Below are 13118 nucleotides of genomic sequence, written 5' to 3' on the forward strand. Positions count from 1 at the left end.
GCCGTTCCCTATCATTTCGCCGGTACCGTGTAACCCCGTCCATTCGGGACGAGTTCGGATCGCGCCTGCACGATGATCTGCACGCCGCCGCTGATGCCGAGAACGGCCATGACGCCCGCTACGATCAGGTCTGGCCAGGCGGTCCCGGTCCCGAACACGCCGACTGCGGCGAGCACCACTGCCACGTTGCCGATCGCGTCGTTGCGCGAGCAGATCCAGACCGAACGCATGTTCGCGTCACCGGTGCGATAGCGATATAGCATCAGCGCGACGCCCGCGTTCGCCACCAACGCAATCACGCCGACCACGCCCATGATCCCGGCCTGCGGCGTGCCCCCGTGCCAGACACTCCACAGAGCGGTTGCCAGCACGTAGACGCCGAGGATGGCGAGCGTGACTCCCTTCAGCAGCGCCGCCCTTGCGCGCCAGGCGAGGGCCATGCCGGTCACGCCGAGACTGATCGCGTAGTTGGCGCTGTCGCCGAGAAAGTCGAGTGCGTCCGCCTGCACCGCCTTCGATCCCCCGGCTACGCCGGCGACGATCTCGGCGGCGAACATCGCGCCGTTCACGCCGAGCGCGATCCAGAGCGCTCGCCTCCACCTGGGATCGGCGGAAGTCCCATTGCCGGATGATGCGCAGCAGCTGTTGCAGGCCATGGTCGTCGCCCTTCGTGTTCTTCGTGCGACGCCCTATATGCACCCTGTAGCTGCTACAGGGTCAAGACATGAATGCGTTGACGATCGGCAAGCTGGCGGAGGCGACCGGCACCAAGGTGGAGACCGTCCGCTACTATGAACGTGCGGGTCTGATCGCCCCACCGGCTCGGACATCGGGCAACTACCGTTCGTATCAGTCGGAGGATCTGGAGCGGCTGCGGTTCATCCGTCGCACGCGCGATCTCGGCTTCTCACTGGACGAGGTGCGCGCGCTGCTCGACATGGCGGTGCAGCGGGACCGGGACTGTGGTACTGTCGACGAGCTCGCCAACAGGCACCTGGGGGAGATCGACCGCAAGATCGCCGACCTTACAGCGCTTCGGCGCGAACTTGCCGGGGTCATCTCGAGCTGCGCCGGTGGCACGATGGCGGAGTGTCGCATCCTCGAGGCATTCGCCCCGGGTGGCCGCTGATGGATGCCGAGGCCATGTATGGCCCGGCTCGAGCAGCTTTCGGCAAGCTAGTATCAACGGCTGATATCGTTTCCGTTGGAGCTAGCGGGATATCCAGCCCAACGCCGCAGCACTACTGGGCATCAGTGCTTTTCACCCGGCTGGTGGTGACGGCCAAGAGCATCCAAGTCCTGACGCCGGCGCTTGGCCCGAACACGCACGTCGACTTCAGCGCGGTCGCGTCGATCGTTCGCAATCTGGCCGAATGCTACCTGTTCTTCTTCTTCCTCTGCATCGACGATGTGCCGCAGGACCAGAAGGACGCGCGCATCATCCTGCTCAATCTTCACGATGACGGATCAAGGGCGAAACTATTTGCCGAACTTGGCGAGGAGGAACTGGATGACGAGACACGTGCCCTCCGCATTGTCGTCAGGACCGACTTGGAGACGAAGTTCGCCGCAAATTCCTATCTTGCGGCGCTGCCGGAGAAGAGACAGCGCGAACTTTTAAGGGGTGAGAAAACCCCCTTCGTTCAGGACGACGTGATCGACCGAACGGACCTCGACAAGAAGAACTTCCGCTTCTTATACCGATTCCTGAGCAACCACACCCACACAGGCCCGGTCGCCTTCTACCGCATGGGCGAGCACGGTCGGGGGGCAGGTTACCGGAACGAGAAGGACACCTTCTATATGGCGTCCGCTCTGGAGTTCGCGGCGACCCTTCTGACCCCGGCGATACGTGACATGTCGGGTCTGTTTCCCGAGGCCGAGGAGAGAGGGCGTAAGGCGCGTTCGGCTGATATTAGAAAACCTGCGAGGGCAAATGTTCGCCGACGTAAATGACGGCGGCAGTAGATCATCGTGCGATGGCGATTGCGGAGTGGTCCATGGATGGATCGATCGGCACGCCGCGTTCCTTGCGTTCTGAATATCGGTCGACCAACTGGCCCGAGTGGGGTCGCAGAAGCACCGTGAACCGCACCAGCTCCTCCATCACGTCGACGATACGGTCGTAGTAGCTGGAGGCCCGCATGCGGTCGTCTTCGCCGAATTCCTTGTAGGCCATCGCCACCGACGACTGGTTCGGGATCGTGAACATGCGCATCCACCGGCCGAGCAAGCGCAGGGTATTGACGCTGTTGAACGACTGGGATCCTGCCGACACCTGCATCACAGCCAGCGTGCGCCCCTGCGTCGGTCGCATGCCGCCCATCGAAAGCGGCAGATGGTCGATCTGCGTCTTCATGACGCCGGTAATCTGCCCGTGCCGCTCGGGACTACACCATACGTGCCCCTCCGACCACATCGACAGCTCACGCAGTTCGTGCACCGCCGGGTGGTCGTCGCCGGCGACCTGGTCGGGCAGCGGCAGGTCGTGGGGGTCGAAGATGCGTGTCTCCGCGCCGAACAGCTGCAGCAGCCGTGCCGCCTCTTCAACGCAGAGGCGCGAGAACGAGCGCTCCCGGAGCGACCCGTAGAGCAGAAGGATGCGTGGCGGCGGCTGATCCGTCCCGAGACCAAGCGCCAGCTGATCGATGACGAAGGATCGGTCGAGTGCCGGGGTGTGCGTCGGGTCGGCAAGCGTGCGGAGAGGCATGAAGATAGCTCCAGGATAGGTGTTCGCCGTCAGGCTGTTCGCGGTGCAAGCAGGATCACGCAGGTGCCTACCAGGCACAGAGCAGCTCCACCGACGTCCCATCGGTCCGGTCGAACACCCTCGACGCTCCAGAGCCAGAGTAGCGAGGCGCAGATGTAGATGCCGCCATATGCAGCATACGCTCGACCTGCCGCGTCGCTGTCCACTCGGGTGAGCAGCCATGCGAACAGGATGAGCGATACGATGCCCGGGGCGAGCCAGATGGGTGACTTTCCCATCCGGAGCCACGCCCAGAAGGCGAAGCACCCGGCGATCTCGGCGACCGCGGCGGCGATGTAGACGATGGCGGTCATGCGATGGAGAGCCTCAGGGCAAGGGCGGCGAGCGTGATGAGCAGCACCGGCACGGTCAGCGTCATGCCGACCTTGAAATAGTAGCCCCAGCCGATCTTCACGCCCTTCTGGTCGAGCACGTGCAGCCACAGGAGCGTGGCCAGCGACCCGATAGGCGTCAGCTTGGGCCCAAGGTCGCAACCGATGACGTTGGCGTAGATCATGGCGTCCCTGACCGTACCAGTCGCGTGCGATGCGTCGATGGACAGTGCGCCCACCAGCACGGTCGGCATGTTGTTCATCACCGACGACAGTACGGCCGCGATGATTCCGGTGCCGAACGCCGCACCCCAGACGCCACCCTCGGCGGTCCTATCGAGCAGTGTCGAGAGGTGCGTGGTGAGGCCGGCGTTCCGCAGGCCGTAGACGACGAGATACATGCCGAGCGAGAAGATTACGACTTGCCATGGTGCGTCGCGGATCACCTTGCGCGTCTCGATGACTTTTCCTCGTCCGGCCACTGCAAGCAGCAGAATCGCCCCGACCGCGGCGACCGCGCTGACCGGTACGCCGAGTGGATCGAGCACGAAGAAGCCGATCAGCAGCAGGGCCAGAACCGGCCGCGCAACAGGTTCGCGGCGGGGGCGCGTTCGGGCAGCGTCTTGAGCAACCGCAGGGTCAGCCCGGGCTTGCCGAGATCGGCTGCGGCGCGCGCGGCGGCGAGCAGGAACGGCGCTCGTGTGTCAGCGGGCCGAGCGTTTAGCGCCGGCACCGCGCAATGGACCTGACCCAGCGCCGGTGCAGGCAGCCCGCCATGCGCCAACGCCAGCATTCGCCACGCACACGCTTCCGAATTGTCGGCCAGCGCGTCGTTGCTCAGCGAATCGACGGCGAGCGTCGCGCGATTAAGCATGGCCAAAGTCGCGCCGAGGGCGAGCCGGAACGCAGCGACCAGCATCAAATCGGGTTCGTCTTGCCGCATGACGTCGAGCGCACTGATCGCCTCCTGCGCGCGGCCCTGCGCGATCTGCGCGTTCGCATAGCCCCAGCGCGCCGCCTGCCGGTTTGCCAGGCCCGCGACGATCAGGCCCTCCCAACCGGGGCGGCTGGCGCTTTGCCAGCCCTGTGGCCTAGTCAGTAGCGGCAGTTCGGATAGCTGTGACGCGAAAGGCGACAGCGATTGTCTAGAGGCCACATGCGAGGTGTCGCCAGCCGACGATCTGCCCCCGGGCGTTTCGCCGGGGGCCCCCGCAAACGCTGGCGTGTGCGTGCGGGCCGCAGGGCCCGGCGACGGAGCGGGCGCCGATGCCGATGCCAGCATTAGGGCGACGATCGACGCAAACCGCACGGTCATCGTCCGGCCAGTAGACACGACGCCAGTGCGCCCCCTGCGGCGCCGGCGACGCAGCCGGCTAGGAACACCCCAGCCGACAGCAGTGTGCGCGACCTTGCTGGCGCGACTGCGTCAGGCGCGTCAGAATTGACGGTTCGTGCGGCTGCCTTAAGCGCGCGGCGCTGGGGTCGCGCGGTCGTTGCATCAGGCGCGATCATCACGGTACGGGCCGGTCTCTGGTCTCTGCTCATGGCGGTCCCGGAATATGGTCTATCTACTTTCTTATAGAGGGAAGACGGCTCGGGCTCGTGCCGAGCCGCTACGCTGCAGACTGCGCTATCCGTATAACCACGTGGCTCCGCGCATCGGCGGCCGTTCGCACTATAAAGTCTAAGATGACCAATACGTTGGACAAGGGCCTGTCGAATGACCGTTACCACCAACCATGCAGACTCGCTTCGGGCGATCGAAGCGCAGTTGGCGCTCTGCCTCGAACTGGCGGACGATCTGCAGGAGTACGTCGTGGGCGCCCAAATCTGCAGTGCGCACCAGACAACGTTGGCGCGGTTGAACGATCTTGCGCGCGACGTCTCGTCGCTCAAGGCGGTCAGGACGTGCTGCAGTAAGTGAGCGAGCGTGACGCGGAACCGGTTGGTCCGCCACGAAGGCGTGGCGAGCGCCACCGATGGGCGCGTCGATCGTGTATATCGTCTATTAATCGTAGGCCAGGCGCCGAGTAGCAGCCACTTGCCGGAGTCCGTCCCATCACCACTATACCCTTAAAGCTAGTACTCTTGCTCTCGTTAACCGCAGTGACCGCCGAACCCGTCGGCGCGCGCACCCAGACGGCGCATGAGCCACCGCAGGTCCTCACCATGAAACCGATCGTCGTGCCGATCGTCGCGTCCGATCGCCTCGACGGCGCGTTTCGCGTGACGGTCGTGCTGGCCGCCGCGGACGAAGGTGCGCTCGCCCGCCTAACGCAAAGGCTTCCCGAGTTGCGCGCAACCTCATTGGGCGAGGCGATCGAATTCTCGCGGCTTCACGCCTCGCCCCAGATGCCGGTGAACGCGGTGCAGTTGAGACACGAACTGGCCACGGCGTTGCATGACAGCGACGTCGCCTCTGTTCTGATCACGGAGGTCTCAGCGACCGCGTGACGTCGGCGTCTCAATCAATGCGGCTGGTCCCGCATGCAAGATGCTGGTCGCGCCTCCAAGGCATGCACTGATGCCGAAACGCAGACGTTGGCGTTCACTGCAGCCACCGCGACGTTCAAACGGGTGAAAGCCGAAAATTTCGCGGCGACGCCGAAGATCGATGCGCTCAGGAAAGCACTCACGGCTAGTCAGGAGACCTACAGGCGCGAGGTCGCGCGGCGCCTGCCGAACGGAAACGACTGTGCCAAAGCGGCGCGCATCAGAGGTGATGCTTGCGGGAATCGGCAGGTCGGATGTCGCCGCTCGCCCCGTGCCGTGATCCGCGTAGCGATGCGCAGCCAGGCCTGATAAGGACGCGACCCTGAAGTCTCTGGTCGGGCCTCATTGAGGGAATGCGCTTATGATCCTGCACAGCGACGAGACGCAGGATGTCGACGTTCCGCGCAGCGGCGCGATGCGCATGCACCTGTTCCGTCCCGCGGTCGAAGGACGCTTTCCGGGTATCCTGCTGTTCTCGGAAATCTATCAGGTCACCGCGCCGATCCGCCGGCTGGCGGCGATGATCGCGGGCAATGGCTACGTCGTCGCGGTGCCCGAGGTCTATCATGAGTATGAGCCCGCCGGCACCGTTCTCCCTTACGACCAGCCCGGCACCGACCGAGGTAATGCGTCGAAGATCGCCAAGACCGTCGTCGCCTATGATGCCGATGCGCAGGCAGGGCTGACCGCGGTGAACGCTCACCCGGCGTGCAACGGCAGACTGGGGACGTTCGGCGTGTGCCTTGGCGGCCATCTGGCGTATCGCGCAGCCCTCGATCCGCGCGTCTCCGCGGCGGCCTGCTTCTATCCGACCGACATTCATTCGGGTACGCTCGGAGAGGGGCGGTCAGACGACAGCCTTGAGCGCATGGCGGATCTCCAGGCCGAAACGCTTTTCGTTTGGGGGCGGCAGGATCCGCACGTCCCCTATACCGGGCGCGCCGTGATCCGCGCGCGGCTGGAGGAGGTTGGCGCATCGTATGAATGGCATGAGGTGAACGCGCAGCATGCCTACCTGCGCGACGAGGGGCCGCGCTACGACCCCGCGCTTTTCCTACAATCAATGGCGCTGACGTTCGACTTCTATCGCCGCACGCTGGGGTAATTCAGCGGGCGTGCGCTGGAGCCCGGATCATAAGCCCGATCAGCACACGCAGGATGCGGCGCGTTGCCGCGCCAAACGACCGCCGGGTCGACCCTTCGATCTGCTGACGCCGCTGCTGTGTAGACGGCGCAGGCAATAGACCAACGATCGTTGCGCCGGGTACGTGGCTGCAAATGTCTGGGATTATCTGCCAGCAACAAATAGTGTGATCTGTGGAAGAGGGCTCCTGGCCTTTAAGCAGCGCTAGGCGTTGTTAGGCCGACTTTCCTGCCGCGTGGCAGGACCGCGGGCACATTAGGCAGACAGGCGAGCGTGCCAAATCGCGACGGCATCGCGTCGCCAGCCGTTCAGTGACCCGCAAGATACTGCGCAACCGGGTCGATCATTTCCTCCGGGATGCGACGAGCGATCACCGGCATCGTGGACTGCGACTTTCGCGCATCGACCACCGTTTCGTCGCCGCGCCAGTTCCGCAGGCGTTGCGCGATGTAGCTGGCGCGCTGGCCGGCGAGCACTGGGTAGGGCTTGCCGGGCGCGTGGCAGCTTGCGCAGGCGGGAAGTTGGACCTTTGGCAGGCCTTCGCGGTCGATCCGTGCGGCCTCGACGCTGCCCGCGGGCTTGATCGCGCCGACTCCCGGCATCGCCGCAAAATGATCCGCCAGCCGCGCCATCTCGGCGGGCGTCAACGACGCCGCGGCGTTCGCCATCACCGCGCTCTGGCGCTTGCCAGTCGCATAGGCTTCGAGCGCCCCTCGGAGATAGGCGGGGCTCTGGCCGCCGAGCACCGGCATGTCGGGCTGGCCGCGGCCACGACCGTCAATGCCGTGACAGCCCGCGCAGGTCGCGATTCTGGCGTCGGTCGACCCCGGCACTTCGGTCAGCGCGCGGTAGGTCGCGGGCGACATCTCGGGCAGCAGGCGGACGAACGCGACCATCCGGCGGACCTCGTCGTCGCGGTCCTTCGCCGCCCAGCCGGGCATGCCGGTATATTTGACGCCGTGCTTGAGGATCCAGAAGATCTGTTTGTCGGTCCATTCGCGCGCATTGACCGCAAGATCGGGGGCAGGGGGCGTCGCCGCCTGCATCACCGGCAGCGGGCGGACGCCGGGCGCGCCGTGGCACGACGCGCAGCTCGCCTTGAACAGGCCGGCGGCGCTGACGAGCCCTGCGCGCGCCTTGGGATCGTCGGGCACGGTGAAGGCCGCATGCGTGCGCACCGAGTTGCGCATCGTCCAGTGGAGGAACCAGTCGGTGACCTTCCAATGCCCCGACGACGCGGCGATGTTGAACACGCCCGACCAGGCGAACAGCAGGCCGGCGAGCGCCAGCGCGACGATGGCGGCGATCGCGCGCGCCCAGGTGATCCGGATCGTCATGCCGCAGCGCTCCGTGTCTTCAACAAACCGCCGAGCATCGCGAGCCCGCCGAGGAAATAGCTCGCCGCGCCGACCATCAGCATGACGACGCCGCCGAGCTGCTGGTCCTCGAGCGGATCGAGGCCATGCGCGGCAGGGTGCATCGCCATCATCGCGTAGAGCGGCCGCGGGGCGAGGCCGATGAGTGCGCCAAGCAGCGTCATATGCATCGACGTCAGCAGCATCGCCGCGACCCCTGACGCGCGCCGGTCGGTAGCCCCGCCGGTTCGCGTGCCGAGCACCGCGCTCCACAGCAGCAGACCGGCGCCTAAAAAGCTCGCCTGCTCGATCAGCAGCGCCAGCGGCTGCATGTCGACGCGCAGCCGCAGTGCGGGGAGGTGCCAGAGCCACACGACGACCAGTTCGACCAGCGACATCGCCAGCGGCGTCACCACCGCCGGCCACCGCTCGGCCGGATCGAAGCGGCTGCCCGCGATACCGTAAGCGAGGAACGGCGCCGCCACCGCCACCGCGATCATGTGGCCGGCCATGTGCCCGACCATGCCGAGCGGCGCTGTGGCGAACGCCCAGCCGAGCGGGACCAGCACCGCGCCGAGCACCAGGCTCGCGCGTCTCATCGGCAATCGCCGAACATGATGACCGGCAGCGCGGTGAAGAGGACCGCGACGAAGCTCAGGCCCGCCAGCAACCGGGTCGACAGCGCGAGGAAGCGGAGCCGGTCGATCGCGGTCCCTTCGTCATGCGGCGCAGGGTCGCCCGGCGTCTGCGACTGGACGCGCGCGATATAGCCCGCCGCGACGATCCCCAGCAGCGCGACGATCGTCGCGATCAGGGTGGCCAGCGGAAATCCGTTCAGCGCCGTCCCCGGCGTCGGCGATTTCGCGCATGTCACCGCGACCCACAGATAGCAGAACATGAAATGCACAGCCCAGATCGTCGGCGGGACGATCAGCGTCCACAGCGTGACCTGCAGGTCGCGCGCCCAGTGCTTCCGGTTCGAACCGGTTTTGCGGTCAGGCTCGGGCGTCGTCATGCGACACCCGGGAACAGGCCGATCGTGCAGAACGTCACGATGCCCGTCAGCGCGAGGAAATGGTGGTAGACGGTGATGTTGCGCAGATCGGCGTCATAGACCGGCGTCATCTTCCCCGCGAGGCTGCGCGCGAGCGTATAGGCCTGCATGATCACGCCGATCGCTGCGTGCACCGCGGTCCAGATCGCCAGCGTCCAGACGATCGCCGGATAGACGTGCAGTTCGGGATCCATCCCCGAATACCAAGGCCCGGCTAGCCCGGCGAACAGGCTCGACAATGTCGCGACGATCCCGACGACCAGCAGCGCGCGGCCCGCCGCGACGTTGCCGCGGCGATGCACTTCGCGCGCGCCGACGGTGGCCGCCCAGCCGACCAGCGTCGCGGCCAGTGCGACCATCGGCCAGAACACGCCGGGTCCGTCCAGCCCAGCGCCCGTGGGCGGGAAATTGGTGTGGATCGTCCAGAAGAAGAAATAGCCGAACACCAGCCCCGAAAACGCGGTCGCATCCGCCATCATCGTGATGAACATCGCCCACCAGCCCGGCGCCGACGGCCCCGAGGTATAGAGCGGCACCTCGATACCGTGGCCGATATGCTTGGTCGGCTTTTCGGGGATCTCGGCTGTCCCGGTCCACAGCCACCACAGCACGCAGGCGAGCGTCGCGACGCCGCTGAGCGCGGACAGCAGGTACAGATGATAGGTCGTCAGGATGAACACGCCCGCCAGCGCGACCGCGGTCATCATCGGCTTCACGCTCGGCGTGCCGAGGCGGATCACCTGCAACGGCCGCGCATCGAGCACGGTGGTGATGATCGACTCGCGCCGCATCTCCTCCGCGTCGGGCAGGAAGAAGCGGCCCTCGTCGACCTTCTGGACGAAGTTCTTCTGGTCCCAGATCGGGTAGCGGCTCTCGATCAGCGGCACCGAACGGATGCCCCAATCCTCGTCATCAGGCAGCGCGAGCCATTCGAGCGTCCCTGCATTCCACGGATTGCGCGACGCCTTGGCGCGGCGCGGCGACAGCGCGAGGTCGATGCAGACGATCAGCACGCCGATCGCGAACATGTACGAGCCCGCGGTCGAGGCGAGGTTGAGCCCGCCGATCCCCAGTTCCTCAGGGTAGGTGAACACGCGGCGCGGCATGCCGAGCAGGCCCGAGAGATGCATCGGGAAGAAGGTCAGGTTCATGCCGACGAACATGATCCAGAACGCGATCCGCCCGAGCCGATCCGACAGCTTCTTGCCGGTGATCAGCGGCCAGTAATAATACAGCCCGGCGAACAGCGGCAGCAGCGTGCCGCCAATCAGCACGTAATGGAGATGCGCGACGATGAAATAGGTGTCGTGCGCCTGCCAGTCGAACGGCGCGACCGCGACCATCACGCCCGTCAGCCCGCCGATCACGAATACCGCGAGGCTGCCGGTCGCATAGAGCAACGGCGTCGATTTCTTGACGTTGCCCGCCCAAAGCGTCGCGATGAACACGAAGATCTGCACGCCGGTCGGGATCGCCACCGCTTCGGAGGCGGCGGCGAAGAAGGCGAGGCTGATCTTGGGCAGACCGGTCGTGAACATGTGGTGGACCCACAGCCCGAAGCTCAGAAACGCGGTGCCGACCGCGGCCAGCACGATCCACGGATAGCCCAGCAGATGCCGCTGCGCGAACGTCGGGATCAGCATCGCGAACAGCGCGATCGACGGCAGGAAGACGATATAGACTTCGGGGTGGCCGAAGATCCAGAACAGGTGCTGCCACAGCAGCGGGTCGCCGCCCTTTTCTGCGTTGAAGAACGGCCAGTCGAGCAGCCGCTCCATCTCGAACAGCACGTCGCCCGCGATCAGCGGCGGGAAGGCGAACAGGATCATCACCGCGACGACCAGGATATACCAGGCGTAGAGCGGCATGAGGTTGAGCCGCATCCCCGGCGGGCGGCATTTGAGCACGCCGACGATCAGCTCGACCGCCGCTGCGACCGACGATACCTCGATGAAGCTCAGGCCCAGCATCCAGATGTCGGCGCCAAGCCCGCTCAGATCGGTCCGCGTCGTCAGCGGCGGATACATGAACCAGCCGCCATCGGGCGCGGCGTCGAAGAAGATCGATCCCGACACGAAGACGCCGCCGATCAGGAAGCTCCAATAGCCGAACGACGACAGCCGCGGGAACGGCAGGTCGCGCGCGCCGAGCAGCTGCGGCAGCAGGATGATCGAGACCGCCTCGAACATCGGCACCGCGAACAGGAACATCATCATCGAGCCGTGCAGCGTGAACAGCTGGTTGAACGTGTTCGCGGTGACCAGATCGTTGTTCGGCACCGCCAGCTGCGTGCGCATGATCAGCGCGAGCACGCCCGCGAACAGCATGAAGCCGAACGCGGTCAGCGTGTACCACACGCCGATCCGGTTGTTGTTGACGTCGGTCCAGCGGAAGAACCAGCCCGAGGGCGGCTTCCACACTTCGCGCAAGCGATCCTCCTGACCTTTGCGAACCGCGGGATCGTTCTGGTCGGGGGCGACGTACGGGGTGCTCTCGGTGGTCATTTGAGCCCCTGGAGATAGCTGGCGATCTGGTCGGCCTCGGCGGCCGACATCTGCGGGAAGGCGGGCATGCGCACGCCGGGCTTGGTCTTGCCGGGGTCACGGACGAAGCCGGCGATATTAGCGTGTGTCATCGGCAGGATGCCGGCGGCGAGCGTCGGGCGCGACCCGAAATGCGTCAGGTCGGGGCCGATCTTCGCGACCGGGCCAACGCCACGGACGCCGTGACAGCCGCTGCAGCCATAGCTGGCGAACAGGCGCGAGCCGGGCGATGCGGTCGGCGTAGCAGGTCGCGCCTGGGCGGTGAGCCAGCGCTCGAACGCGGCAGGCTCCATCGCGACCACGTCGAACGCCATCAGCGCATGGCCGAGTCCGCAGAACTCCGCGCAGATGCCGCGATACGTCCCCGCCTTGGTCGCGCGGACGACGAGGCGGTTAGTGCGGCCGGGGATCATGTCCATCTTGCCCGCAAGGCCCGGCACCCAGAAGCTGTGGATGACGTCGGTGCTGCGCAGCGACAGTTCGACGGTGCGGCCGACCGGCAGGCGCAGTTCGTTGGCTGCCTCCACCACCGAGCCGCCGGGCGGCGCGTACCGGACGCGCCACCAGAATTGCTCCCCCTCGATCCCGATCCGTAGATCGTTGCTGTCTACTTCGCGCGGGCGCATCGCGGGCAGCGCGTAAAGGAGCAGACCGAGCAGCAGTATCGAAGGACCGATTCCACCCAGCCATAGCACGAGCTTCATGCCGCCCTTGTGCGTCAGGCGTCCCTCGGGCGCGCGCATCGCATGACGCATCATCAAGGCGAGCCCGCCCGCGAGGCCGAAGGCGCCAATAACTAGAACGATGGTGATCGAGAGGACCGTGTCCGCCTCTTCGCCGAACGGCGCGAGCGCCGACTGGTGCTGGTTGCACCCCACCAAGAATGGCAGACATCCCCCCACGGAAAGTAAATTAGCCTTCCGTATCATCATTTTGCAGCCCTTCGTATATCCGCGTCCTCTAGCCGGGCTGACAGCGGCGCGTAAACTCAAAATGACAGAAATTTCATGCGATCCTGTCAACCCGCGCCGGCATATTTTGACATGACCTGCACTCTGCTGGGAGCCGCGCTTTAGATTGGCAGAAAATACCCAAATCGACGCCGAACTCGCGCGCCAATTCCCGATGATAACGGCCTTGAGGTTCTCGGGGAATTGATTGTGACCGGGTCTCAGCGCGCAAGCCCAACGTCACGGAGTTTCCGTGCTGTATACGATTATCAAACACGACGGGGGTCGTCGTGAGGGGGAACTGCAGTCGCCAGGGCCTTGGCGCGGACCAGCGTCGGCGTCGGGATAGAGAAAGCGCGCGTCCTGCCATAGCTTGATATAGCGTGCTGCGACGGTGGGCTTGGCTGCGCCGGTCTGGTCGAACAGGTGCGTGGCACGAGCGTTAAGGTGGTTCAGTTCAACGACGACCTGGCGTTCCGCATAGGCTGGCGTCATAGT

At 65.5% G+C, this 13118-nt stretch carries 15 protein-coding genes and 1 pseudogene; 6 read left to right on the forward strand and 10 right to left on the reverse strand.

The genetic code is table 11. The annotated features are described in order from the left end of the window. Positions 1-11: 11 nt before the first annotated feature. Positions 12-656: a cation transporter gene (locus tag ASE88_RS02495; RefSeq protein WP_056475074.1), complete on the reverse strand. Its 645-nt coding sequence runs from the start codon at positions 654-656 to the stop codon at positions 12-14. 68 nt (positions 657-724) lie between these two features. Here ASE88_RS02495 and ASE88_RS02500 point away from each other — a divergent pair, with 68 nt between their 5' ends. Both ASE88_RS02500 and ASE88_RS02505 read left to right on the forward strand, forming a co-directional pair. Continuing rightward, positions 725-1129 (forward strand): MerR family transcriptional regulator, encoded by a 405-nt coding sequence (locus ASE88_RS02500; protein WP_056475076.1) that lies wholly within the window; start codon positions 725-727, stop codon positions 1127-1129. Continuing rightward, entirely contained in the window at positions 1129-1956 is an 828-nt protein-coding gene (locus tag ASE88_RS02505) for a DUF5677 domain-containing protein (protein ID WP_156356878.1), read from the forward strand. Before ASE88_RS02500 ends, ASE88_RS02505 begins: the two co-directional genes overlap by 1 nt. A 13-nt stretch (positions 1957-1969) precedes the next feature. On the opposite strand, the gene arsH is transcribed toward ASE88_RS02505, so the two are convergent. From arsH to ASE88_RS02525, 4 genes and pseudogenes are all read right to left on the reverse strand, one after another. Beyond that, on the reverse strand, positions 1970-2710 hold the full coding sequence (gene arsH, locus ASE88_RS02510; protein WP_056475085.1) for an arsenical resistance protein ArsH: 741 nt from the start codon (positions 2708-2710) through the stop codon (positions 1970-1972). Between the two features lie 29 nt (positions 2711-2739). Further along, entirely contained in the window at positions 2740-3063 is a 324-nt protein-coding gene (locus tag ASE88_RS02515) for a YnfA family protein (RefSeq protein ID WP_056475088.1), read from the reverse strand. After that, positions 3060-3659, reverse strand: a pseudogene (locus ASE88_RS02520) (ArsB/NhaD family transporter); the annotation flags it as partial. The pseudogene ASE88_RS02520 and the gene ASE88_RS02515, both read right to left, overlap by 4 nt. After that, on the reverse strand, positions 3641-4237 hold the full coding sequence (locus ASE88_RS02525) for a hypothetical protein (protein WP_056475091.1): 597 nt from the start codon (positions 4235-4237) through the stop codon (positions 3641-3643). The gene ASE88_RS02525 and the pseudogene ASE88_RS02520, both read right to left, overlap by 19 nt. Before the next feature lie 564 nt (positions 4238-4801). On the opposite strand from ASE88_RS02525, the gene ASE88_RS02530 reads away from it, so the two are divergent. The 4 genes from ASE88_RS02530 (at position 4802) to ASE88_RS02545 (ending at position 6679) form a co-directional block, all read left to right on the forward strand. Then, positions 4802-5005, forward strand: a complete 204-nt coding sequence (locus tag ASE88_RS02530) for a hypothetical protein (protein ID WP_056475094.1) — start codon at positions 4802-4804, stop codon at positions 5003-5005. Positions 5006-5187: 182 nt separating this feature from the next. Beyond that, positions 5188-5535, forward strand: a complete 348-nt coding sequence (locus tag ASE88_RS02535) for a hypothetical protein (protein WP_156356879.1) — start codon at positions 5188-5190, stop codon at positions 5533-5535. An 87-nt stretch (positions 5536-5622) separates the two neighbouring features. Next, positions 5623-5883 carry a hypothetical protein gene (locus ASE88_RS02540; protein WP_156356880.1) on the forward strand — a complete coding sequence of 87 codons (261 nt, stop codon included), beginning with the start codon at positions 5623-5625 and terminating at the stop codon, positions 5881-5883. Between the two features lie 52 nt (positions 5884-5935). After that, positions 5936-6679: a dienelactone hydrolase family protein gene (locus ASE88_RS02545; protein ID WP_056475105.1), complete on the forward strand. Its 744-nt coding sequence runs from the start codon at positions 5936-5938 to the stop codon at positions 6677-6679. Between the two features lie 347 nt (positions 6680-7026). On the opposite strand, the gene ASE88_RS02550 is transcribed toward ASE88_RS02545, so the two are convergent. Genes ASE88_RS02550 through ASE88_RS02570 form a run of 5 tightly spaced genes read right to left on the reverse strand, consistent with a single transcriptional unit; the run spans position 7027 to position 12548 of the window. Beyond that, the gene (locus tag ASE88_RS02550) at positions 7027-8055 is read right to left on the reverse strand and encodes a c-type cytochrome (RefSeq protein WP_056475108.1); all 1029 of its coding nucleotides are present in this window, start codon (positions 8053-8055) and stop codon (positions 7027-7029) included. Then, entirely contained in the window at positions 8052-8672 is a 621-nt protein-coding gene (locus ASE88_RS02555; protein ID WP_056475113.1) for a cytochrome c oxidase assembly protein, read from the reverse strand. Before ASE88_RS02555 ends, ASE88_RS02550 begins: the two co-directional genes overlap by 4 nt. Further along, positions 8669-9088: a hypothetical protein gene (locus ASE88_RS02560; protein WP_055875641.1), complete on the reverse strand. Its 420-nt coding sequence runs from the start codon at positions 9086-9088 to the stop codon at positions 8669-8671. The genes ASE88_RS02555 and ASE88_RS02560 overlap by 4 nt, the downstream gene beginning before the upstream one ends. Next, entirely contained in the window at positions 9085-11631 is a 2547-nt protein-coding gene (ctaD, locus tag ASE88_RS02565; protein WP_056475116.1) for a cytochrome c oxidase subunit I, read from the reverse strand. The genes ASE88_RS02560 and ctaD overlap by 4 nt, the downstream gene beginning before the upstream one ends. After that, positions 11628-12548, reverse strand: a complete 921-nt coding sequence (locus ASE88_RS02570) for a cytochrome c oxidase subunit II (RefSeq protein ID WP_321163392.1) — start codon at positions 12546-12548, stop codon at positions 11628-11630. Before ASE88_RS02570 ends, ctaD begins: the two co-directional genes overlap by 4 nt. Positions 12549-13118: the final 570 nt, after the last annotated feature.

Source organism: Sphingomonas sp. Leaf38 (assembly GCF_001421825.1).
Lineage (GTDB): Bacteria > Pseudomonadota > Alphaproteobacteria > Sphingomonadales > Sphingomonadaceae > Sphingomonas.

Excerpts from the sequence above, each read along its gene's own strand:
- ASE88_RS02550 (WP_056475108.1), bottom strand. The coding sequence starts at position 8,055 with ATGACGATCCGGATCACCTGGGCGCGCGCGATCGCCGCCATCGTCGCG.
- ASE88_RS02500 (WP_056475076.1), top strand. The coding sequence starts at position 725 with ATGAATGCGTTGACGATCGGCAAGCTGGCGGAGGCGACCGGCACCAAG.
- ASE88_RS02560 (WP_055875641.1), bottom strand. The coding sequence starts at position 9,088 with ATGACGACGCCCGAGCCTGACCGCAAAACCGGTTCGAACCGGAAGCAC.
- arsH (WP_056475085.1), bottom strand. The coding sequence starts at position 2,710 with ATGCCTCTCCGCACGCTTGCCGACCCGACGCACACCCCGGCACTCGAC.
- ASE88_RS02515 (WP_056475088.1), bottom strand. The coding sequence starts at position 3,063 with ATGACCGCCATCGTCTACATCGCCGCCGCGGTCGCCGAGATCGCCGGG.
- ctaD (WP_056475116.1), bottom strand. The coding sequence starts at position 11,631 with ATGACCACCGAGAGCACCCCGTACGTCGCCCCCGACCAGAACGATCCC.
- ASE88_RS02495 (WP_056475074.1), bottom strand. The coding sequence starts at position 656 with ATGGCCTGCAACAGCTGCTGCGCATCATCCGGCAATGGGACTTCCGCC.
- ASE88_RS02505 (WP_156356878.1), top strand. The coding sequence starts at position 1,129 with ATGGATGCCGAGGCCATGTATGGCCCGGCTCGAGCAGCTTTCGGCAAG.
- ASE88_RS02555 (WP_056475113.1), bottom strand. The coding sequence starts at position 8,672 with ATGAGACGCGCGAGCCTGGTGCTCGGCGCGGTGCTGGTCCCGCTCGGC.
- ASE88_RS02530 (WP_056475094.1), top strand. The coding sequence starts at position 4,802 with ATGACCGTTACCACCAACCATGCAGACTCGCTTCGGGCGATCGAAGCG.
- ASE88_RS02545 (WP_056475105.1), top strand. The coding sequence starts at position 5,936 with ATGATCCTGCACAGCGACGAGACGCAGGATGTCGACGTTCCGCGCAGC.